This is a genomic window from Nocardioides sp. (assembly GCF_964228225.1).
In the GTDB taxonomy this organism is placed as follows: domain Bacteria; phylum Actinomycetota; class Actinomycetes; order Propionibacteriales; family Nocardioidaceae; genus Nocardioides.
In genome coordinates this window covers 1-21328 of record NZ_CAXQZB010000024.1, presented here as the reverse complement: position 1 = coordinate 21328, position 21328 = coordinate 1, and the positions used below count along the sequence as shown (strand labels likewise).

The 21328-nt window shown below is 67.9% G+C and carries 23 protein-coding genes and 3 pseudogenes; 15 read left to right on the top strand and 11 right to left on the bottom strand.

Annotated elements, in window-relative coordinates:
* Positions 1 to 72: 72 nt before the first annotated feature.
* Positions 73 to 1323: a cytochrome P450 gene (locus ACERUJ_RS05975; RefSeq protein ID WP_370247553.1), complete on the bottom strand. Its 1251-nt coding sequence runs from the start codon at positions 1321 to 1323 to the stop codon at positions 73 to 75.
* 279 nt (positions 1324 to 1602) lie between these two features.
* On the opposite strand from ACERUJ_RS05975, the gene ACERUJ_RS05970 reads away from it, so the two are divergent.
* From ACERUJ_RS05970 to ACERUJ_RS05950, 5 genes are all read left to right on the top strand, one after another.
* A complete protein-coding gene (locus ACERUJ_RS05970) occupies positions 1603 to 2763 on the top strand; it encodes a hypothetical protein (RefSeq protein WP_370247552.1) in 1161 nt (386 codons plus the stop codon).
* Positions 2756 to 3175, top strand: coding sequence for a hypothetical protein (locus ACERUJ_RS05965; protein WP_370247551.1), 420 nt, complete (start codon positions 2756 to 2758; stop codon positions 3173 to 3175). Before ACERUJ_RS05970 ends, ACERUJ_RS05965 begins: the two co-directional genes overlap by 8 nt.
* 246 nt (positions 3176 to 3421) lie before the next feature.
* Positions 3422 to 3760, top strand: coding sequence for a hypothetical protein (locus ACERUJ_RS05960; protein ID WP_370247550.1), 339 nt, complete (start codon positions 3422 to 3424; stop codon positions 3758 to 3760).
* Positions 3757 to 4296 (top strand): phage major capsid protein, encoded by a 540-nt coding sequence (locus tag ACERUJ_RS05955; protein WP_370247549.1) that lies wholly within the window; start codon positions 3757 to 3759, stop codon positions 4294 to 4296. Before ACERUJ_RS05960 ends, ACERUJ_RS05955 begins: the two co-directional genes overlap by 4 nt.
* Before the next feature lie 156 nt (positions 4297 to 4452).
* Positions 4453 to 4602 carry a hypothetical protein gene (locus tag ACERUJ_RS05950; protein WP_370247548.1) on the top strand — a complete coding sequence of 50 codons (150 nt, stop codon included), beginning with the start codon at positions 4453 to 4455 and terminating at the stop codon, positions 4600 to 4602.
* Positions 4603 to 4655: 53 nt separating this feature from the next.
* Here the strand turns inward: ACERUJ_RS05950 and ACERUJ_RS05945 are convergent, their stop codons facing one another.
* Positions 4656 to 4955: a hypothetical protein gene (locus ACERUJ_RS05945; protein WP_370247547.1), complete on the bottom strand. Its 300-nt coding sequence runs from the start codon at positions 4953 to 4955 to the stop codon at positions 4656 to 4658.
* 390 nt (positions 4956 to 5345) lie between these two features.
* On the bottom strand, positions 5346 to 5891 hold the full coding sequence (locus ACERUJ_RS05940; protein WP_166191367.1) for a TetR/AcrR family transcriptional regulator: 546 nt from the start codon (positions 5889 to 5891) through the stop codon (positions 5346 to 5348).
* Between the two features lie 433 nt (positions 5892 to 6324).
* Between ACERUJ_RS05940 and ACERUJ_RS05935 the strand changes: the two genes are divergently transcribed.
* Positions 6325 to 7413, top strand: coding sequence for a cytochrome P450 (locus ACERUJ_RS05935; RefSeq protein WP_370247546.1), 1089 nt, complete (start codon positions 6325 to 6327; stop codon positions 7411 to 7413).
* A 69-nt stretch (positions 7414 to 7482) separates the two neighbouring features.
* On the opposite strand, the gene ACERUJ_RS05930 is transcribed toward ACERUJ_RS05935, so the two are convergent.
* Positions 7483 to 8535 carry an AraC family transcriptional regulator gene (locus ACERUJ_RS05930; RefSeq protein ID WP_166191371.1) on the bottom strand — a complete coding sequence of 351 codons (1053 nt, stop codon included), beginning with the start codon at positions 8533 to 8535 and terminating at the stop codon, positions 7483 to 7485.
* A 104-nt stretch (positions 8536 to 8639) separates the two neighbouring features.
* Here ACERUJ_RS05930 and ACERUJ_RS05925 point away from each other — a divergent pair, with 104 nt between their 5' ends.
* From ACERUJ_RS05925 to ACERUJ_RS05910, 4 genes are all read left to right on the top strand, one after another.
* Positions 8640 to 8960, top strand: coding sequence for a 2Fe-2S iron-sulfur cluster-binding protein (locus tag ACERUJ_RS05925; RefSeq protein WP_166191373.1), 321 nt, complete (start codon positions 8640 to 8642; stop codon positions 8958 to 8960).
* 22 nt (positions 8961 to 8982) lie between these two features.
* On the top strand, positions 8983 to 10383 hold the full coding sequence (locus ACERUJ_RS05920) for a cytochrome P450 (protein ID WP_166191375.1): 1401 nt from the start codon (positions 8983 to 8985) through the stop codon (positions 10381 to 10383).
* Entirely contained in the window at positions 10380 to 11582 is a 1203-nt protein-coding gene (locus tag ACERUJ_RS05915) for an FAD-dependent oxidoreductase (protein WP_166191377.1), read from the top strand. Before ACERUJ_RS05920 ends, ACERUJ_RS05915 begins: the two co-directional genes overlap by 4 nt.
* Before the next feature lie 226 nt (positions 11583 to 11808).
* Positions 11809 to 12036 carry a 1-acyl-sn-glycerol-3-phosphate acyltransferase gene (locus ACERUJ_RS05910; protein ID WP_242532474.1) on the top strand — a complete coding sequence of 76 codons (228 nt, stop codon included), beginning with the start codon at positions 11809 to 11811 and terminating at the stop codon, positions 12034 to 12036.
* A gap of 9 nt (positions 12037 to 12045) precedes the next feature.
* Here the strand turns inward: ACERUJ_RS05910 and ACERUJ_RS05905 are convergent, their stop codons facing one another.
* Positions 12046 to 12717, bottom strand: coding sequence for a transglutaminase family protein (locus tag ACERUJ_RS05905; RefSeq protein WP_370247545.1), 672 nt, complete (start codon positions 12715 to 12717; stop codon positions 12046 to 12048).
* The gene (locus ACERUJ_RS05900; protein WP_370247544.1) at positions 12717 to 13793 is read right to left on the bottom strand and encodes a BtrH N-terminal domain-containing protein; all 1077 of its coding nucleotides are present in this window, start codon (positions 13791 to 13793) and stop codon (positions 12717 to 12719) included. Before ACERUJ_RS05900 ends, ACERUJ_RS05905 begins: the two co-directional genes overlap by 1 nt.
* Positions 13794 to 13916: 123 nt before the next feature.
* Between ACERUJ_RS05900 and ACERUJ_RS05895 the strand changes: the two genes are divergently transcribed.
* Positions 13917 to 14543, top strand: coding sequence for a TetR/AcrR family transcriptional regulator (locus ACERUJ_RS05895; RefSeq protein WP_370247542.1), 627 nt, complete (start codon positions 13917 to 13919; stop codon positions 14541 to 14543).
* Between the two features lie 336 nt (positions 14544 to 14879).
* On the opposite strand, the pseudogene ACERUJ_RS05890 reads toward ACERUJ_RS05895, so the two are convergent.
* The 4 genes and pseudogenes from ACERUJ_RS05890 to ACERUJ_RS05875 form a co-directional block, all read right to left on the bottom strand.
* Positions 14880 to 15509: pseudogene (locus tag ACERUJ_RS05890) on the bottom strand (transposase); the annotation flags it as partial.
* On the bottom strand, positions 15494 to 16153 hold the full coding sequence (locus ACERUJ_RS05885; RefSeq protein WP_370247541.1) for a hypothetical protein: 660 nt from the start codon (positions 16151 to 16153) through the stop codon (positions 15494 to 15496). The gene ACERUJ_RS05885 and the pseudogene ACERUJ_RS05890, both read right to left, overlap by 16 nt.
* A 102-nt stretch (positions 16154 to 16255) precedes the next feature.
* A complete protein-coding gene (locus ACERUJ_RS05880; RefSeq protein ID WP_207082373.1) occupies positions 16256 to 17116 on the bottom strand; it encodes an IS3 family transposase in 861 nt (286 codons plus the stop codon).
* On the bottom strand, positions 17116 to 17403 hold the full coding sequence (locus ACERUJ_RS05875; protein ID WP_166191394.1) for a transposase: 288 nt from the start codon (positions 17401 to 17403) through the stop codon (positions 17116 to 17118). The genes ACERUJ_RS05880 and ACERUJ_RS05875 overlap by 1 nt, the downstream gene beginning before the upstream one ends.
* A 916-nt stretch (positions 17404 to 18319) precedes the next feature.
* On the opposite strand from ACERUJ_RS05875, the gene ACERUJ_RS05870 reads away from it, so the two are divergent.
* The 4 genes and pseudogenes from ACERUJ_RS05870 (at position 18320) to ACERUJ_RS05855 (ending at position 20646) form a co-directional block, all read left to right on the top strand.
* Positions 18320 to 18934 (top strand): TetR/AcrR family transcriptional regulator, encoded by a 615-nt coding sequence (locus ACERUJ_RS05870; protein WP_166191397.1) that lies wholly within the window; start codon positions 18320 to 18322, stop codon positions 18932 to 18934.
* A gap of 152 nt (positions 18935 to 19086) precedes the next feature.
* The gene (locus tag ACERUJ_RS05865; RefSeq protein WP_370247540.1) at positions 19087 to 19494 is read left to right on the top strand and encodes a PaaI family thioesterase; all 408 of its coding nucleotides are present in this window, start codon (positions 19087 to 19089) and stop codon (positions 19492 to 19494) included.
* Between the two features lie 73 nt (positions 19495 to 19567).
* Positions 19568 to 19939, top strand: a pseudogene (locus ACERUJ_RS05860) (BtrH N-terminal domain-containing protein); the annotation flags it as partial.
* Positions 19940 to 20007: 68 nt separating this feature from the next.
* The gene (locus ACERUJ_RS05855) at positions 20008 to 20646 is read left to right on the top strand and encodes a DUF4872 domain-containing protein (RefSeq protein ID WP_349804363.1); all 639 of its coding nucleotides are present in this window, start codon (positions 20008 to 20010) and stop codon (positions 20644 to 20646) included.
* Between the two features lie 29 nt (positions 20647 to 20675).
* On the opposite strand, the pseudogene ACERUJ_RS05850 reads toward ACERUJ_RS05855, so the two are convergent.
* Positions 20676 to 21191 (bottom strand): annotated as a pseudogene (locus tag ACERUJ_RS05850) (transposase); the annotation flags it as partial.
* Positions 21192 to 21328: the final 137 nt, after the last annotated feature.

The window sequence follows — 21328 nt, the reverse complement described above, 5'->3', positions numbered from 1 at the left end:
GACCGACCGCAGCCGAGTCCGATCGGTCGCGGGTGGCGATGCGCCGACGCGCAGGCGCTCATGGTGTCTGGTTCACGGCGAGCCGACGGTCACCTCGAGGAAGTCGAAACCGCGCATCGAGAGGCTGTCGCGGCGCCGGGGCGTCCCGACGAGGGCGAGGTCGGGGTAGCGCCGCACCAGCGCGGGGAGCGCGATGCTGGTCTCCAGGCGGGTGAGCGGGGCGCCGAGGCAGAAGTGGATGCCGCCACCGAAGGAGACGTGCGGGCCCTGGTCGCGCCGCAGGTCGAGGCGGTGCGGGTCCGGGAACTGCTGCGGGTCGCGGTTGGCGGCGCCGACGTAGATCTTCACGCGGTCGCCCGGACCGACCCGCAGTCCGCCCGGCCCGCCCAGCTCGGTCTCGGTCAGCACCTCGCGTCCAGAGACCTGGACGGGGCTGTCGAAGCGCAACAGCTCCTCTACCGCCGTGCGCTCGAGATCCGGCTCCGAGCGCAGGGCGGCGAGCTGGTCGGGATGCTCGAGCAGGGCCACCAGGCTGTTGCCGAGCAGGTGCATCGTGGTCTCGAAACCGCCCGAGAACAGCAGCGCCGCCATGGCGACCGCTTCCTCGGTGTCCAGGGTGTCCGGGCTGTCGGTGCCGTCGCCGTGGGAGGCCGGTGACACCAGCCGGCTCATCAGGTCCTCGCCGGGAGCGGCGCGCAGGTCGGCGACGAAGGCGGTGAAGTACTCCTCGATGCTCGCGGCCGCGGCGTTGCTGCGGGTGAAGGACTCCTCGGAGAACTCGTCGAGGATCAACATCCAGTCGCCCATCAGCGACTTGAACCGCGCCCGGTCCGCCGCGGGGATCCCGAGCAGCTCACCCATCACCGACGCCGAGAGCGGGAACGCGACGCGCTCGATGACGTCCCCGCCGTCGGCCAGGTCGTCCAGGAGGTCCGGCACGAGCCGCTCGATGCCGAGTCGGAGCTCCTCCACGCGGCGTGCGGTGAAGTGCGAGCTCACGATGCGGCGCAGCCGGGTGTGCACGGGAGGGTTCGCCGTCGCCATACTCGTGTTCAGCAGCTTGAGCGCCGGGAAGTCGCGCCAGTTCGGGAGTGCGAGGTCGGCGAAGAACCGGTCGGGGTCGGAGCGCCCGAAGTTGCGTGAGTCGCGCCCGACCTGGTCGCACGCGGCGTACCGGGTCGGCACGATGCTCCCGTCGGGGTGCTCCAGGAACGGCGCGATCCGTTGGAGCTCCCCATAGATCGGGTACGGGTCGCGCCGACCCTCCGGCCCGTTGAGTCGGGCGAACAGCTCGTCGCTCTCGGCGGTGCGGACGGCGCGCATGGGGCTCCTTGCGGGGAGGGGGAGAGGTACGCGGGGGGAGTGCTGGCCCCGCCGTGGCGGCAATCTAGCGCCCGGCGACGAACAGGGGGAACGGCCCGGAGCACCCGCGTCGCCTCGGTGCCGACGGGCGCTCCAGCGGATCCGCGGTCGCTCTGCGGTCGGAGTGCGATGCGCTGCTGAACCAGAGCCAGCGCGGTTCAGTCGAACGGTGTTGAGGGTGCGTGATCGGCCAGGCGCCAGTTTCTGCAGTTCGAGGCCGATGTCGCCCGACTCGACGCAATGGCCGACGACGCCGAGGAACTCGAAGCCGCCGAGGTACAGCGCCTGCTCGACGAGGCCGAGCGCGAGCGAGACGAGCAGCGGCGCGCCCTCGACGAGGTGATCGCCGACGCATGCCGCGCCGAGCAGATCGCGCAGGTCGAGTATGCAGGTCGCGACGCTGCGCTCAACGCCGAAGCAGCCCGACATGAGGCCGAGGCCATAGCCGTCGAACGCCGCCGCGATGCCGCGGTCCGGGCCAACGCTGACCGAGCCGAAGCCGAGGCGGACGCCGCCGACCGCGAGGAGCAGCGAGCCCTAGACGCCGCGTTCTACGCCGAGCGCCGAGCCGCTCGCGAGCAGCCCCGCGTCGAGGCCGACCGAGCACGCCACGAAGCGCGCAGGGAGCGCCGGGCCGCACAACGTCGCGCCGCCGAGGCGCTGGCCCGCACCGAGGCGGCGGAGGCAGCCGCCAGCGCGCTCGCCGAGGCAGCACAGGCCCTCGCCCACGCCTCCGAGGTCGTCGGGTGGGTCCGCATCCTCGACGCCGACCCGTGCGCTCGCTGGGTCGCGTGGTGGAACAGCGGGGGTGTGCCCCGCGGTCCCGCGCCCGTCCGTCCATACACCGTGCGCATGAAGCGGCACCGCGGGTGCCAGTGCGTGCAACAACCCGTCACACGAGTGGAAGCCGATGTCCGAGGCACCCAGTCCCGACCCGAGCGCGCCCCCGAGGCACGCCCCACGCCGCCACCGAGCGCCCCGCCAGCCGATCCGACCCAGCCGCCGACGACGGACCCGGCGACGCCGCCTGACCCCGCCGCGGAGGTCATGCCCGACGCGACCCCCGACGCTCTGCGCGCCGAGGTCCACAGGCTGCGCGACGAGGCCGCTGCCGGACGCGCGGCCACCCGACGGACCGACACCCTCGCGCAGCGGCTCGTCGAGGCGTACGCCGCTGCTATGGGCCTGCTCTCCGACCCGACCGACCTGCGCGCCGACCTCGCCACCGTCCTCGACGACGACGGCCTCGTCGACCGCACCAAGGTCGAGCAGGCCGTCGTGATGCTGCTCGACGCGAAGCCGCACCTTGCCTCGCGCACACCCCGCGGCAGCATCGACCAGGGATCCCGCGACGACGCGCCGGGGGTCGACCTGGCCGGACTCCTCAGAAGCGGTGCGTGAGCCCCGCGCCTTCGTGAATCCGACCGCCCGCGTCATGCTGGTCGGCATGACCGAGGTGACGCTGACCGATGCTCAGGCGGAGCGGGCGCTGTCAGTCTGCGCGGGGATTCGCCAATACCCCGGCATGTGGATTGCACAGTTCGACTGGTTCACGCTCGACGCCTACTGGTCGGGCTACCTGAACGCACTCAGCGACCACGCGGTGAGCGACTTCCGAACTTGGGGCCTCGCGCAACTCGGCGCGCCCGAGTCGAACACTGACCCGATCTTTCAACTTCGCCGCCAGCACGGCCTTCCCACGGACAGCGGTGGCGAGGCGTCCTTTGGTCGGGAGCGAGCGACCGAGATAGCAGTGCTCGTCTGCGACCTCGTCGAGGCCTACATCCACGCTCGTCGCGAGCCCCGTTCGTAGCGGATCGACACCACTTGTTCCCGCAACACGTCGCCGACGCGACTCAGGCCGGGTCAAGCGCCTAGCGGTGAGCCGTGACAGAGCGCCCGCGCGCTAGCGCCCGTTGCAGGGCTTCCCGGTCCCGGTTGTGACCGGGTCGGGGAGCCCGGCGACAGGAGGCCGCTGACGAGGCCAGGAGCCTCGCAGCGGTAGCACGGTCGGCCAGGTGCCGTCCGTTGAGATTCCCGCTCAATGGAAGGCCCTTCCATGCCCACGACCACCGCCAACGCGCCCGAACTGACCGCCGATCAAGTACAGCGCATCCTCGTCCAGCCACTCGAACAGCAGTCGCTGCTCCTCGCGGCTGGCCCCCGCATCTTCGACACCAACGGCAGCCCGGTCCGCGTCCCCAAGATGGGCGGACCGATCGACGTCGACTGGATCGGTGAGAGCGAGGAGATTCCCGCCGACGAGGAAGTCGAAGTCGACGAGGTCGTGCTCATGCCCTCGACGATGAAGTCGGTCAAGGTGATCACCCGCTACAGCAACGAACTGGCCGGCAGTCCGTCGTCGCTCTCGACTCCGCGATCCGCGGTCGCCTCGTGACCGACGTCGCCGCCAAGATCGACAGCCAGTTCTTCGGCGCGGGTGGCGACGGGGTCACGACCCCGCAGGGCCTGTTCGCGTGGACCGGCGTGCAGACGCTGCCGATCGGTGGCGCGCTCACCCTCGACCACCTACTCGACGCCTGGGGCCTCGCCCTCGCCGCCGACGTCAACATGTCGGCGCTGCGCTGGGTGTTCACCCCGCGCGAGTTCGTCGAACTCCGCAAGATCAAGGACGGGCAGGACCGCTACCAGTTGCAGCCCGACCCGACACAGGACGGCGTGTTCCGCCTGCTCGGTGCACCCGGCACGGTGACCAAGCGGGTGCCCGACGCAACGGGAGGCACCCCGACCGGCAGGGCCGCGCTGCTCGACTTCTCCCAAGTCGCCGTCGCACGGGACCTCGCGCCATCGGTGACCGTGCTTCGCGAGCGATACGCCGACTTTGACGAGCAGGCCCTGCGCGTCGTCGCCCGCTACGACACCAAGCCGCTCAACCCGCTGGCCGTCGTCCGGCTGACCGGCATCGCGATCTGAGCATGGCGCTCGTCGAGGCCGAGGCGCTGCGCGAGGTGCTCACCCGCCAGCGCCCTCGACGCAGCCGAGGACGCCGCCGAGACGGCCTCGACGTTCATCGCCGCCTACTGCACCCGCCTGCGCATCGGCGACGCTGTGCCGCCCGTCGTGGCTCGCGTGGCCCTGGCCTTCGCCGTCCGCGCTGCGCGAAACCCCGAGGAAATCCGCAGCGTGTCCTCCGAAGGCCCGTCGGTCAGCCTTGCACCCGTCGAACTGACCTACCTCGAGTCCACCGTGCTCAACCCCTATCGGACGCGCTCGGCATGAGGGTGCGCTCTCAACGCGGAACGACCGGGCAGGCGCGTACGTCCGTGATTTGCCTAGTGGATCGAGGCGATGAGGGCGCGGACGCTTGGGGCTACGGGCGTCAGTCTCGACTCAGCGTGATCCCAATACCCGACGGCCCCGCTGCTCTGACGAAGAAGGAAGTTGCCGGAGATGTCAGCGCCGATGATGGAGGCCTCCTCGCCGGACCACCAGCCTGCTGTCATCGGTCGCACACCATCCGGGTGCACCAGAAGCACGATCTCGATAGTGCGGTCCCCGACGACCACATGGCGCTTGAAGTGGAGGCTGTTGATCGCACGGATCACCGCGTCATCTCCTGGCATCTTGGTCACGTGCTCAGTGTCCCAGGCAGCCCCGCCAACCTCGGCATGTTCGGCGCTGAACGATCGTGACCGTTGCGTGACCGGTGAAGCCGGGATCGCATCCAGCCAGGGCAACCCGTCTGAATTGGAGGCTAAGCGTGTACACGCGCAGGTCAGCGCACCAGAACGCCCCCGCTCCGCCGCAGGTGAGCGGTGGTGCGGGGGCGTTCCCGGTGGTGGATCAGATGTCGTAGTAGTGACTGACTGACCCATGCTGACCTGCGCAAACTCTAGGAGATCTTGGTTACTTGTACCACGCTTGTAACGGAGGGCGGTTCCTTCTCGGGCGGCGCCGGGTTGGCGTCGTCATCGATGGTTGCACCCCGAGGCGCGAATCTAGTTCGAACAGGGTGTCCGCCATCAGAAGGCGGCACCTACGTAGCGTTCGATCAGTTCTCGCTCGGTGGTGGGGTCGTCCACGGGCCAAGTGATCATGCTGAGTACGACTCGAATGAGCCATTCGGCGCCGAGATCGTGTTCTTCGCCGAGGTCCATCAGAGACGCAGCGAGACGGTTCAGCATTTCGGAGTGGGTGAAGTAGGTGTCGTCGAAAGCCGGGGGTGACTTGACGAACTCAGCCAGGGTGCGGTCGCTGCGAATCGCTTGGACTCCGGCAAGGATCGACTCGATGACCAGTTGTTTGCCCTGCATCCCGCGAGTCTGCGTTCGCACCTGTTCGACCACGGTAGTCGCGGCTAGGCCTACCAGTGTGTCCACAAGGCTGCGCTTGTTGCCCACGAACCGGTAGACGGTCGCGCGTGAGCACCCTGCTCTGCGGGCGACCTCTTCCAAGCTGAACGTCTTGGGACCGCGCTCGCGCAGGACGTCGCTGCCGGCTGCGTAGATGCGTTCCAGGGCGGCTTCCCTTCGACTGCCAGGAATGAGCCATGCGTCGGAATCTGGCATTTTGTACCCTGACGTTACTGAGCGATTTAGTCTCACGGTGAGACGATTGTAAGGCTAGCGAAGACCCCGGTCCCGGGCGGCCTGGTGGCCTCCAAGAGGCGGCGCGCTTGGTCTGAGACGGCCTCCCGATGACTCGTCCCCGCCAGGCGTCTCAGTCATTCAAGAGGCCTTGTGGGTGCACGTCTCCGCGGTTGAGGATTGCTCCTGAGACGGAGGATCGTGATGACAACCCGCACACGCACAGACGGTGCCCCTGACCTGTTCAAGGTGGTCGGGACTGCAGCATGGCTGAACTTCGAGGGTGCCGCGCGCACCGTGATCCGCGGCCGTCGCGGCTGGGTGGGGGGCGGTCAATACCGACTACGATCCCTTGGATCCACGGACGGCGGCCCAGCCGCATGCGGCGTATCGACGCCTTCATGAGACGGGGCGGGTGCACTACAACCCGCGTCGGGCCATGTGGGTCCTCTCGCGCCTCGACGACGTCCGCGCCACACTGAGAGCCACCGACAAGGTGACCAGCAGTCAGGGGGTCACCCGGTTACGGATCCAGGCGCCGCTCGTCGTCCTCACTGACGGCGAGGAGCACGCCCGGCTACGCAAGCAGATACAGCCCATGTTCACCACAGGTGCGATGGCCTCCTGGCGCGCGATGGCGGAGAAGCTGGCCTCCGAGATGGTCGACGAACTCGTGCGTGCTCCCGGCTCGGACGTGATGACGACACTGGCCACTCCGCTACCGATGAGCCTGATCGCTCACATCATGGGTGTCTCCGATGGCGACTTCGACGACTTCCGCCGATGGTCGGAGACGACGGTGCGCATCATGGACGCGAATGCGACGCCGCTGGGCATCCGGCACGCACGAGATGCCGCGACAGGCCTGGCGTCCCTGCGGCGGTACTTCACCGAGCAGTTCGACGCTGGGAGGATTCGGGAGTCTGACTCGGCTCTCGGTCGACTCATGAACCACAGTGAGAACGGTGCTCTCACCGGCAACGACCGGTTCATGATCGCGATGCTGCTCCTCGTGGCTGGTAACGAGACCACGACGAACTTGCTGGGCGGGATGTTCGAGACGTTTGCTCGCAATCCGGAGGAGTACGACCGCGTTCGACAGGATCCTGGTCTGGTCCCGATGGCGATCGAGGAACACCTGCGGTTCTCCAGCCCCATCCAGAATCTGTACCGCTACACGCGCGCTGACTACGACATCGCCGGTGTCACCATCCCGCGAGGGTCCAGGGTGTTGCTGTCCTTCGGTGCTGCGAATCGGGACCCCGAGGCGTTCGAGGAGCCCGACACCTATCGGGCTGACCGCAACCCCAGGATGCACGTCGGGTTCGGGCACGGCGCACACCTGTGCGTCGGAGCACCGCTCGCTCGGATGGAGGCCCATGTCGTGCTCACCGAGCTCCTCGGTCGCGTCTCGAGGATCGAGCTGTCCGGTGACCCGACATGGTCGACCAACAGCTCGTTGCGCGGGCCCACCAGACTCCCCGTTCGACTGGTCACCACGTGATGCGCCTCGCCTGTCGCCGCTTCGCGGATAGCCCGCTCCGGTCGTAGACGTGGCGCCGAGTGCGCCGAGCTAAGGGCGGCCGCTCCCGCTCAGGACGGCCGACCCCCCTGGTCCGAGGCGCCCCACGTTGCGGAACTCGCTCGGCGACTGCCCGGTCCAGCGCTTGAAGGCGTGGGAGAAGTTCCCAGGATCGCCATAGCCGAGATCGACCGCGATCTGACTGATCGTCAGGGAGTGGTCGAGAAGCAGCACGATGGCTCTCTCGCGCAGCAGGGACTGTCGGACCTGACGGAATGTCGTGCCCTCGTCCTCGAGCCGTCTCTTCATGGTGCTGGTGGAGACGTCGAGGAGTGCGGCGATGTCCCGGCTGCTCGACCGTCCTGGGTCCTGCTCGAGCAGTCGTCGCACCCGCTCCGTCACGCTGGTGGCACTGGTACTGCGGTCGAGCATGCGGCGCAGCTCGGCGATGGCCAAGCCGTAGGCGACCGGGTCCGGGAACCGGCAGCGGACACGAAGGGCCTCGGCCGGCACGTCGATGAAGGACGTGTGCGCGTCGAAGTCCAACCGTTCGCTCATCAGGTCGGTGCGAGTCTCCACAACTCCGGGGGCAGGCCATGCCAGCTGCAACGTCACCCCTGGTAGCGGGCCGGCCAGCAGGTCGAGTAGTCGAAGCAGCGCCGCACCACCGTAGGTGATGACCAGGCAGTCGAGATCGGGATCGCCGGTCTGACCGCTCAGCCCCACTGTCAAGCCGTGCTCGCCCGGGTGGAAGTGAGGGCGAAGAGCGCCGGAGATCACGGGCAGATACCCCAGCAACTGGAAGATCTCGTCCACCGAGCCAGCGCTGACCAAGGGCAGGCTCAGCGGGCCGAACGAGGTCAGCTGGGCCTTCTCGGCGAAAGCGAGCCCGAGGTAGGTAGCACCGTCGGGGTCGAGGTCCGGGTAGACCTCGCGGAACCATCGGATGGGCACTTGCCGGTCGCGCTGTACCAGCTCGACCTCCGAAGTGCCCTGGAGTTCGATGATCCGACGGAAGTGCGCGACGGCGCTGGGCTCAAGCGCGTCGCTGTTGAGGAGCTGGACGAACGCCAGCGGAGGCACGCCGGGTTCGGGAACTCTCACTGCACCTCCTGAGCCGAAATCACAATATGTTGACGTAGGTGACCATAGCCACAGCCTGACGGGGAGACACAGGATTGAGGGCCGGTCTACCAAGGAGTTTCTTCATGTCCGTTGTCACCTTCATCTCCCACGACGGGGAGAAGCACGAGACACCACTGGAAGAGGGTGTCTCGCTGATGCAGGTCGCCGTCGACAACATGGTTCCTGGAATCGACGGGGACTGCGGCGGCGAAGCCGCCTGCGGTACGTGCCACGTGGTCGTCGAGGACGGATGGATCGACCAGGTCGGCCGTTCGGGTCCCGTGGAGGAAGAGATGCTCGCCATGAACCCCGAGCGCGAGGCGAATTCCCGGCTGTCGTGCCAGATGCGGTTGAGCGACAGCCTGGACGGCCTCGTCGTCCGGCTCCCCGAGTTCCAGCTGTGACTGTCGAGAGGAACACCGCACCATGACGACCCTGACCACCGTGACCGACGCCATGACCGAGCGAGCTCAGTCCATCGTCCCCATGAGCATGCAGATCCGCGGGGCGCACCTGTACGACCGGGCGCGTCGCTTCGTGACCCGGACCAACGGGCAGAAGATCTTCGTCGAGAAGCCGATCCCCCCCGTGGAGCAGGTTGCCCTGGTCGACATCGACCTGAGCAACCCGTTCCTCTACCGGCAGGGCAAGTGGCAGTCGTACTTCGAGCGGGTGCGCAACGAGGCTCCCGTCCACTTCCAGGCCAACAGCCCGTTCGGTCCCTTCTGGTCGGTCACCCGCCACGCTGACATCATCGCGGTCGACAAGGACCATGAGACGTTCTCGGCTGAGCCGTTCATCATCATCGGCGAGCCGCCGCGGTTCATGGATGTCGCCATGTTCATCGCCATGGACCCGCCCAAGCACGACCGGCAGCGCGCCGCCGTCCAGGGCGTCGTGGCTCCGAAGAACCTGCGCGAGATGGAGAGCCTGATCCGCTCGCGGGTCCAAGAGGTGCTGGACGACCTCCCGATCGGTGAGCCCTTCAACTGGGTCGACCGCGTCTCCATCGAGCTGACTGCGCGGATGTTGGCGACACTGCTGGACTTCCCCTACGAGCAGCGCCGCAAGCTCGTCGAGTGGTCGGACCTGGCCAGCTCCATGGAGCAGGCCAACGGCGGCCCCTCGGACAACGACGAGGTGTTCCGCGGATTCGTCGACGCAGCGCAGGGGCTGAGTGCTCTGTGGCGCGACAAGGAGGCGCGGCTGGCGGGGGGAGAAGAGCCTGGCTTCGACCTGATCACGATGCTGCAGCGCAACGAGGACACCAAGGACCTCATCGATCGTCCCATGGAGTTCCTGGGCAACCTCGTCCTGCTCATCGTGGGTGGCAACGACACGACGCGGAACTCCATGAGCGGTGGGATCCTCGCCATGAACCGGTTCCCGGACCAGTTCGAGAAGCTCAAGGCCAACCCGGACCTCATCCCCAATGCGGTCTCGGAGATCATCCGGTGGCAGACACCTCTGGCCTACATGCGGCGGGTCGCCAAGAAGGACACGGTGCTCAACGGACAGTTCATCCGCAAGGGCGACAAGGTGGTCATGTGGTACGCCTCGGGCAACCGTGACGAGCGAGTCTTCGACCGGCCCGACGACCTGATCATCGACCGCAGCAACGCACGCAACCACATCTCCTTCGGCTTCGGAGTCCACCGCTGCATGGGCAACCGGCTGGCGGAGATGCAGCTCAAGATCCTCTGGGAGGAGCTGCTGCCGCGCTTCGAGAAGATCGAGGTCGTCGAAGAGCCTGAGTACGTCCAGTCCAACTTCGTGCGCGGCATCAGCAGGCTGATGGTCACCCTGACGCCGAAGACCCAGGCGTGACCGAGGGGAGGGCGCTGGTCGTCGGCGCCAGCCACGCCGGTGTCCAGGTGGCGGCCGGCCTGCGGCAGCAGGGCTGGTCAGGAGAGGTCGTCGTGGTCGGCGACGAGCCAGCGCTGCCCTATCACCGTCCTCCCCTCTCCAAGGCCTACCTCGCCGGCACGAGCAGCCTGCAAGACCTCGCTCTGCGCAAGGCGGAGTTCTACGCCAAGCACGACATCCGCCTGGTGCAGTCGACGGTCACGCAGGTCGATCGTGCCGCGCAGGAGGTGGGGCTGAACGACGGCACCACGATGGGCTACACCCATCTCGCCCTGTGCACGGGTGGCCGGGTGCGCACCCTGGACGTGTCCGGTATCGACATGCCCGGGGTGTTCTACCTTCGGACCTTCGCAGACGTCGAGTCGATCCGGGCCTCGGCGGCTTCCGGCAGCCACGCCGTCATCGTGGGCGGCGGGTACGTCGGCTTGGAGACAGCCGCGTCCCTGCGCGCTCTCGGCCTGGACGTGACAGTCCTGGAGGCCGCCGAGCGCGTGCTGGAGCGGGTCACAGCACCCGAGGTCTCGGCGTTCTACGAGCGGGTCCACCGCGACGCCGGCGTCGTGATCCGGACGGGCGCCCAGGTCAGCGCCATGGCCGGCGACGAACGCGTGCGTGAGGTGGTCCTGCGGGGTGGTGAGCGGATCCCGGCCGATCTCGTCGTCGTCGGAGTGGGCTTGGTTCCCAACACCGAGCTGGCAGCCGAGGCTGGCCTGCACGTCGAGAACGGGATCGTGATCGACGACCTGGCTCGCACCAGCGACCCCCGCATCGTCGCAGCCGGCGACTGTGCCAGCCACCGGATGGCTCGCTACGACCGCCTCGTGAGGTTGGAGTCCGTGCCCAGCGCCGGGGAGCAGGCGAAGACGGCCGCCGCGACACTGTGCGGCAAGGAGAGGCCGATCGCAGCGCTGCCTTGGTTCTGGTCCGACCAGTACGACCTCAAGCTGCAGATCGCGGGGTTGAATGTCGGCTACGACGAGCTCGTGGTGAGGGGCGACCCCTCTCGAGATCGCGACTTCACCTGCTACTACCTCCAGCAGGGACGGCTGCTGGCCGCGGACTGCGTGAACCGACCGCGGGACTTCCTGAAGGCCAAGCTGCTGATCAGTCAGGGCGAGAGAGTCGATCGAGCAGAGCTCGAGGCCGCCGTCGCTTCCTGAGGGCCGGCATCGTCGTGGGCCCTGCCCGTCCCGCTGGCTTGCCGCCGCGTCCCGGCCTCTGGTGTCTACGATCACCGAGGTGCGGCCGACCTTGACTCTGCGGCGTGGATCGACGCACCAGGACCGACGTGGACTGGCTGGCAGTGGCGGTCTGCAAAGCGGCCCTGGTGGTGCTGCGACGCCTGACTGGCGCGGGTCATAGGGCATTCCCGGGGTCGGTGGCGTCGTGCTGGCTGCCAACCACGTCTCGCACCTTGACCCGTTGCTGGTCGCGGAGATGGTGCTGGCCGAGGTGGCGGGTGCCACGGTTTCGGCCAAGGACAGCCTCTTCAACAAGCCGGTCGTGGGCAGGTGGTTCCGTGCCGCGGGGCACGTCGAGGTCGACCGCGCCGCCGGCCGCGCCGGGTGCGGCGAGGCGGTGAGCGCGGCGCGCAACGGGAGACTCCTCCAGTGAGATGGGCGTTCACGACCGGAAGCGGGGATCCTGGGGGCGCGGGGTGTCGGAGCCGCGCACCATGGCGGAACCGTAGGTCTCCAGCAGCGTTGCCATGAGGCCGTCGAACGGCAGGTCCACGAACATGCCCCGTTCGCGGACGTACTCCATGTGACGTCGGCCGGCGCCGTCGGCTGCATGGAGCAACGCGTCCTGCGACCCGTCGAACTCCAACGGGGGTACTCCGAAGCGACGGCACAGCTCGGAGTTGAAGGCCGGCGACCCCTTGCGCCACTGGCCGTCGACGTACACCGCGCTCCACCCGTGGAACACGAACAGATCCGTGCCCATCAGCTCCAGCAGCGCGGCGCTGTTGAGGTGGTTGCGCACGTCGGAGAATCCGAGCACTGCCGGGATCCCCGCAGCGCGCAGACTCGCGGTGAGCAGTACCGCCTTGGGCACGCACCACGTGGGGCCACCGTCGAGGATCGCGCTGGCCTGGTAGTCAGGGGGTTCGGTGGTGACGCTGTAGGGGTCGTAGCGGAGCCGGTCCCGGACCGCGGTGAACAGCAGTCCCGTCCGTTCTCGAGGATCCCGGATGCCACCCACGACGGACTCGGTGAAGTCCCGGACGTCAGGGTGGTCGCTGTCGACGAACCGGCTCGGGTCGAGGGCCTCCCGTGGGTCGAGCTCGCCCCTCATCAGGCGCCGGTCCGGAGGTCCTGGCGCGCCCCCGCGATCTCGAGGGCGGTGACGAGGTCCCGCTCGAGCGAGGGGAGTACGGCGGCCGAGCGAGCTGCCTGCTCGACCCGTCCTCGTGCTGGGCCGTCCTGACGGGCCAGCGACGCGACCAGGGACCATGTCTCCGCGCACAGGTGCGCGGCGGCGGCAACCTCGCTCGCCCGCGCGTCCCCGGTCAGGCGCGCGATGTCGGCGGCGCCGCTGGACAGCAGTCGGCGGAACAGCCCGCCGCCGGTGCCGGCCTTCTCGACGAAGGCGCTGAGTCCTTGGAGGACCAGGTCCAGGACATCGTCCGGGAAGACTTCCGGCCAGTCAGCGAGGTCCTCGGCGAAGAGGTCGACCGCAGCCAGCCCGGAGGCCCCGACCGCCGAATCCCTCCCGGTGACGATAGAGCTGCCGGTGGAGGTGGTCATCGCAGCCGCCGCCTGGGCGAACGCCGCCTGCGCGATCTCGGACAGGTCGGGCAGCCGGTCGGGCCAGGCGATGTCGAAGTAGGTGTGACGCGTCGGGACCGGGAACCCCTGGGAGGACCGGGCTCGGGCCAGTGCCGGGTAGGGCACGAGCTGCACCTCGTCCCGGTCGTTGTCGACGACGTGCGCGACCTGCTGCTCATCGTCGTAACCGATGACGACGATGTCGTGGCGACTCATCTGCAGGCGTACGCGGAGGTAGGGAAGCTCCGCGATGTCGGCCCACACCAAGGCGGGACGGCCGTCTCGTACGGCGTCGCGCACCCACGCCCAGCCCTCCTGCGGGTCATCCGTCGCATGCACGGAGACCTCGGCGCCCAGCCGCGTCGGGAGGTCCGTCTCCAGGTCGCCTCCCCGCCCCACGAGGTATACCGGTGGCATGAGTGCCGCGTCCCTGACGTAGGAGAGATCCAAGGCGCCGCTCAGGGCAAAGACGAGGCCCTCGTCAGGGGGGCCCTCCCAACCGAGTCCGGCCCACTCCAGGAGGTCCCGCATGGCCCCGGAGCCGCAGTGCCCGCCGCGTCGGTGCGGGTACTTGACCACTTCAGTGTCGCTCGAGTTGACCATGAGGCTTCTTCCTGAAGACAACTAGTGATTTTTGTTCAAACCTAAGGCACCGCGCTAAGAATGTCATGACGCGGCCCATCTGACGCGTGTCCGCAGTCGGACATTGTCGATACTCTGTCCACCGTGTCGTCCCCCTCCATGCGAGAGCGCTACCGCGAGCACGTTCGTGCAGCGGTGCTCGAGACTGCCCACGACCTGATCGCTGAGCGGGGCTGGGAGCGGGTGCGCATGGGCGAGATCGCCGAGGCGGTCGGCGTCTCGCGCGCACTGCTGTACAAGGAGTTCGGCGACAAGCCCGGTTTGGGGGAAGCCGTCGTCCTGAGGGAGGCGGCGCGCTTCATCGAGGGCATCGAGAACGTGCTCGCGCATCACGGCTCCGACGCTTCAAGCGGCCTCGCGGCGTCGGTGGGCTTCGTGCTGGAGGAAGCCGAGAACAGTCCCCTGCTCAGAGCGGTCCTGATCTCCAACCGCGATTCCCCACCACCCGCGACGGGCATCCTCCCCCTCCTCACCACGTCTGCGCAGCTGTTGGAGCTCGCCTCCGGCTCCCTGGCCCGGTGGCTCACCTCCCACGTGGCCGGTTTGCGGGCGGATGAGGTGTCAGACGCCGCCGAAGCCCTGGTGCGGCTCACCGTGAGCCACCTCGCCCTACCGACCAGGTCCCGGGCGGACACCGCCCGGAAGATCACTGAGGTGGGACTCAGGTGCCTCGGGCTCTCCGGCACGCCGGAGCAGGGAATCGCGACGTGACGGTTGCTCAGGTGGCGGGATCGCCGGCGACCCCGAGGACCAGTAGCTGGTGAATGGCACGGTCGCGTCCAGGGTGGCCCGGGGACTCGCTGCTGCCGCGGTTTCGCCGAGTGCGCGGCTGAGGCTGTTCTCCGGTGGTGCGGTGGCCCGCCAGCAGTCCCTCGGGGATCACCTTTGCAAGTGAATCGCCTGGGTCTGGTAGAGGTTCTGGGGTGCCCCTCGGATCTGTCGTGATTGAGAGCCATGGCAGCGCCCAGGCGCACCACGACAAGCCTCGGGAAGCGCGCTACCGGGATGGCGGTCGATGCGCGGATGAGCCCGGTTATCAGGCTCTTATTACCTGAGGTGGGGGCTGGCGAGTCCGCCCCCGATCAGCAGCATCCGAAGGCGGTAGCTCTCGCGGTTGCGGAACCCGCGGGCGACGCGGTGGAGCTCGATGAGGCCGTTCATGGCTTCGGTGCCGCCGTTGTTCGAGCGGGCGGTGTCGAAGTAGGCCAGGAACGCCTGCCGCCAGCGCTTCAACGTGCGGCCCAGGCGGGCGATCTCGGGGATCGGGCAGGACGCGAACGTGGCGAGGACCTTCTCGGCGATCTTGCGGCCCTCGGCGGTGTTGGGGTGGCGGTAGGCCGAGCGGAGCTGCTGGGCGCACGACGCAACGTAGACGACCAGGTGCTCCTCGAGGCGGGCGGCGATCGCGTTCTCGAACCTGGTCCATTGCTTGTCGGTGAGCTTCTCCGCACCGGCGCGTAGGAGCTTCTGGATGCCGTAGAGCGGGTCGCCCTTGCGGCCACGGTGGCCGAGGGTCTCCTGCTGGATCCGGCGGCGGCACTCATCGACCGCGGCGGTGCCGAGCTTGACGACATGGAAGGCGTCGAGGACTGCGACGGCGTCCTCGAGCTGGTCATCGATCGCGCTCTTGTAGCCCTGGAACGGGTCCAGGGCCGCGATCTTCACACCGGCGCGGAACCCCTGACCGCGCTCAGCGAGCCAGTCGGCGTAAGCCTTCCCGGATCGTCCCGGGACGAGGCGAGGAGCCGGGCGCGGACGCGTCCGTGCTGGTCACGGCTCAGGTCGACCATCCCGGTCAGCTCCTTCGGCCCACGTCCACCCTGGTCGACGGGCTTGGTCGAGACGTGGTGCCAGATGTGCCCATCGACGCCCAAGACCTCGACGTTGTCGAACCTGGTCGGGTCGGCGGCCATCTGTTCGAGCAGGGGCTTGATCGAGCGCCACACCGTGCGCCACGAGGTGCCCAACTGGCGGGCGAGAACAGCCACCGAGGCGTGCTCGCGACGGATCTGAGCGATCGGCCACCAGCACGCCCGCACCGTGAGCAGCGCCCGCGGCCGGGCCAACCCGTCGTGCTGCTCGCTCCACCCGCCGGCCCTGCACTTCGGCTCAACGCAGCGCCAGGTCCGCTTGCGCCACACAAGTCGCACCGGGCGGCCGAAGGAGGGCACGTCGACCAGGCGGACCTCGCGCCGGCCATGGCTCGCGGCGATCACACCGCACGCGTGGCAGCCCGCCGGTGCGGGGTCGGACTCGACCACCACGCGTAGATGACGCAGCTGCTCGGTGACCTCGATGACGTGGAACCCCTCCAGGCCCACGAGGAGATCGCAGCGCTGTTAAGTGCCCCCGGTTCCCCGGACTACTGGGGTTGGGTGGATCTGATCATGCAGCGGTCTCGCTTGGGGGTCCAGCAGGCGTCCTCAATGCGTGCTGGGTCTCGTAGTCGGCGGGGCTGAGGTAGCCGAGCGTCGAGTGACGCCGGCGCGGGTTGTAGAAGCCGTGACGAAGCTGAAGATCGCGTTCGCCAGGACTTCACGGGTCGGCCAGGTCGAGCGGTCGAGCAGCTCGGTCTGCAGGGTCGCGAAGAAGCTCTCGGCCACGGAGTTGTCGAAACAGTCGCCGATCGTGCCCATCGATCCGAGCAACCCTGCTTCGCGCAGCCGGTGACCGAAGGCCCAGCTGGTGTAGGTCGACCCGTGGTCGCTGTGATGGACCGCCCCGGCCGGTGGGCGACGGTTCCAGATCGCCATCTGCAACGCATCGACCACCAGCTCGGAGCGGATGTGGTCCGCGATCGACCAGCCCACGACGCGGCGGCTGAAGCAGTCGATGACGACCGCGAAGTACAACCACCCCTCACCTGTGCGGTGCTGGGTCACGTCGGCGACGTAGAGCCTGTCTGGGGCATCGGGGCGGAAGTTCCGCTCGACCAGGTCCTCCGATGGTGTCGCGGCCTGATCGCGGCGGGTGCAGCCCCGCAGCCTGCGTCGGTGCACGCCCTGCAGGCCGGTGGAGCGCATCAGTCGCTCGACACGGCCGTGGCTGACCTCCAGACGCCGGCCCATGGTCAGCTCGGCATGGACCCGGCGGTGGCCGTAGGTGCCGTAGGAGGCGGCGTGCACGTCGTGGATCGCGGCCATCAGGTAGGCCTGCTCGAGGTCACGACGGCTCGCTCGGCGCCGCGCCCATTCGTAGTAGCCCGAGGTCGAGACGTTCAGCACCCGGCAGGTCACCGCGACCGGAACACCGTCCGCGGCAAGCTCCTGGACTACCGGGAACACTATTTTGGGAGCACGTTCTCCCGAGCGAAGTAGGCACTGGCCCGCTTCAAGATCTCGATCTCCATCTCGAGCACCCGCTTGTCACGGCGCAGCTGGACCAGCTCGGCCCGCTCATCAGAGGTCAGGCCGTCTTGGACGCCGTCGTCGATGTCGGCCTGCTTCATCCAGCGACGCAGACCGGACTCGGCAATGCCGAGATCCTTCGCGATCTGAGCGATCGGCTTCTCACGCAGCCGCGCCAGCTCGACTGCTCGACGACGGAACTCAGGACTCTTCGGTGCAGGCACAGGGACTCCTCTCGGGCGACCATCGTCGCCTCACTCAAGGTGTCCGGGCTAGCGGGGGCACTTCACTGGCAGTAGGACGGATCTGGACACGAACGCGCGCGATCGCACGCCGTAGGCTGCGACATCGTCGAGGCCTTCCGGTTCGGTTGCTTGGTCGCACCAAACTTTGGAAGGTCTCGACCCATCTCCGGGTCAGCTCAGTGGCGCGTGTCGCCTACCCCCACCGCAAGTACCAAGGGCCCCATTTCCTACACGACCACAGCGACTTCCGAGGGCTAGTCTCCAACACACGCCGAGCAGCTAGGCCTTGCGTCCCTACGTCGTCCCTACGTGCGTCACCATCGATCGGAGGACACTCGGCATGACTTGCAACGGTGCCACGGACTCTGGTCACGACAAGTCGGGGCGTGCTCTCCGGGACCACGGCCACGAACTCGGGCGCGGTCGAGGGCATGGCGCCGGCGCCCCGCTCCTTCGTGATCCGCTTGGCGGAGGTCAGCAGCAGTAGATCGGTGCGCCGCGCCGTTCTCAGGTGAACTGCTGCTCGGCGCCGCCGGGAGTGCAGTGCATCGCGTCTCCGCACGGGCCAAAGGGGAAGGCGGGCGCGAAGGAGACGGCGAGGTCGTCGGCCAAGTGACGGGCCGTTGGCTGGCCCGAGAAAGACGGGGTCCCGTCGGGGCCGAACGTGGCCGGGACAAGTAGGCCACCGGGGGAGAGGGCGCGGGTGGCGAGATCGACACATATGCCGCCTGGTTGGCCGGGAGAGCCTGCTGCCAGCGCGCCAGCAGATGGCATTGTCCGCGGTCCGTTACCTAGCAACGGCTTTCGGCACGGTGTCTGGCGCGCTAGGAGTGCGAAGGCGAGCACTGCTCCACCTAGAGCGCATACATGCATGTATGTATGTACACTGTTCAACATGACCGCTGGCGTGCAGGATCGACAGGTTCGGGCGGTCGCAACCCGCCGGCTGCTGCTGGACACCACGGTGGCTTGCTTGGCGGAGCTGGGGTACGCGGGGACCACTGGCCCTGCCGTGGCCGAGCGAGCTGGCTTGTCGCGAGGCGCTCAGCTCCACCACTTCGGCACGCGAGACCAGATGGTCGTGGCGGCGGTCGAGCATTTGGCTCAGCAACGTCTCACGCATGTTCAAGACAGTCTCGCGATACGGATCGGAGACAGTCTGGACCCCTCGGCTCAACCGACCAGAGCGGCAGCACTGGCGGCCCTGGAGCTCCTCGCTGAGGCGTTGTCCGGGCCGCTGTACGGAGCCACGTTGGAGTTATGGGCCGCGGCACGCACCGACGAGGACCTTCGACGCCAGCTGGTTCCGGCGGAGGAGCGGGTGCACGCCGAGCTTCGGGAGGTATGTCGCGTCTGGATCACCACGGATCCGGTTCTGATCCAGTTGACGCTGGATCTCCTGTTAGGTCGAGGAGTGAGCGGGATGCTCGTCCCGCATCCTTCTAAGTGGCAGCGTGATGTCCTCGAACGCTGGATCGACACTGTCATGGCAGGCGGGGTAGCGGGATGAGTCGATTTGATGACCTGATCGCGACGTTTGCAGAGAAGTTCCGTCCTCCTGACGACGGGGCTCGCCTTGCCTCACACCACGCCAACTGTCTGGGCTGCGGCGAGGACAATTCGCATGGTCACCATCTCGAGGTGCGACGTGCGGGGGACGGCGTGGTCGCTGCGCACGCCTTCGACCGCCGGCACGAGGGCGCGCCGGGGATCGCTCATGGTGGGGCGTTGGCGACGGTCATCGACGACCTCTATGGATTCCTCCAGTACTTAGTTGGCGGCCCGGCGGTGACTCGACGCCTCGAGATCGAGTACCTGCAGCCTGTCCTCTTGGACGTCACCTATCGGTTGGAAGCCCACCTCACCGGTCGCGATGGGCGTCGACTTCAGGTTGAAGCCACCATCACCGACCCGGAGGGGCAGAGGGTGCTCACCTCGACCGCCATGTTCGTGCTCGTTGACGTCGCCCACTTCGCTGCTGCGTACGCACGGAGCCTGGAGAGCGCCATCACCAAGACCGCCGAGGAGACCGGCGGTCCGAGAGGCGTTGAGAGAGAGCCGAGGCCGTGATCGTTCAGCGAGCAGAGGTTGACTGCTACCGATCACCGTCCGACACGCAGGCTCGGATGCGAAAGACGGCTTCATGACTACTAGTCATGCCGCCGCACAGGTGTCGCCCTACCCGCATCGGATCGGTGGGCACTGTGGGTCCGGCGCTCTGCGAGACCTGCTGGAGTGGGCCGGACTCGGATGGGACGGCCCTCCCAGCGAAGGTCTGGTGTTCGCTCTCGGCGGCGCGCTCGGTCTCTCCTATGTGCGCTCGGTAGGCCTTTTCCCACCCCTGTACCTGGTTGGCCGTGGCGGAGAGCTCGAGCTGGATCTGCCTCGTCGGCTTGGCGCAGCGGCCGAGCAGCGGGTTACTGATGATCCCGCCGAGGGGTGGAGCTGGGTACGCGCCGAGATCGAGGGCGGTCGTCCAGTCATGCTCTGGGCTGACATTGCCGAGCTGCCATATCTGCGCGTCAAACTTTCGATGAGCCGCCACGACATCGTGGTCATCGGGTTCGATGACCATGCGCTCTGGTGGTCGACAACGATCGCGAAGACGTCCAGGAGGTCCCCTACGAGGCCCTTGCGCGGGCCCGCAGTTCCACGTCGTTCCCGCAACCGACGCGACACACGCTGTATGACATCAGGTGGCCCGCCGAGCTGCCGGATCTGGCGTCCGCGGCGGCTGAGGCATTCGCCCAGTCAGCCCAAGCGGTGAGCAATCCCACCAGCGCCACCAGAGTCTTCGACGAGCTACCCTCAGAACCGGGTGACGCCGCCGGTCTGATGGTCCGCAGCGCAGGAGTCGCCGCAGCGCATGCCTTTGCCACGGACATTGCGGGCTGGGAGCGCCACGACGACGAGGAACTCGAAATCATGTTGTTCAGCCTCGGCGCGTTCATCGAGAAGGCAGGCACAGGCGGCGGCCTCTTCCGCCGGCTGCTGGCCCAGGGGGCTTTCGAGATCGCCCAGATGACCGGGGATGAAGCAACCACCTCATCGGCGCGGTCAGCCAGCCGAGCCGCAGAGGCCTGGACGACGGTGGCCCGTTCGGCCACCGCCCGGGATAAGCCGGCACGCAGTCGAGTTCGCGACGCCGCGCAGTCGGCCTTGGCCCTTCCGGAGCTCGAGGCCATGCTGACCCAAGACCTCCACGGGTCAAGTCCCAGGTAGTGGTGTAGCGCTGCGTTCCTCCTGTTTGGTCATGCGGTGAGGGAGGGCAGCTGATCAGCTCCGATCTCGGTTTCGGTGTTGGGGACGACGGTGACGCGGCAGCGGGCGAGGACCTCGAGGCCGAGGTAGCGGCGGCCTTCGGCCCATTCGTCGGTCTGCTCGGCCAGGACCGCGCCGACGAGTCGCACGATGGCCTCGCGGGTGGGGAAGATGCCGACGGCGTCGGTGCGTCGGCGGATCTCGCGATTGAGGCGTTCGGCGGGGTTGTTGGACCAGATCTGGGTCCAGACGTCTTTGGGGAACTCGGTGAAGGCCAGGATGTCGGCGCGGGCGGTGTCGAGGTGGGTGTGGACCTCGGGGAGCTTGCCGTCGACGTAGTCGAGAAGCCGGTCGAACTGGGCGTGCACCGAGGGTCGGTCGGGCTGGTCGTAGACGCTGTGCAGCATCGCCTTGACCGCTGGCCACATGCTCTTGGGTGTCACGCTCATGAGGTTCGCTGAGTAGTGCGTCCGGCATCGTTGCCAGGCGGCGCCGGGCAAGTTTGAACCGTCACGGGTTTGATGCCGCTTCCTTGTGAGTCAAGGAGGATGAGCACATGCCCAAGAAGGTGGACCCGGCCCTGAAGGATCGGGCGCTTCGGATGGTCGCTGAGCACCGAGCCGACTACGGCTCGACCACGGCG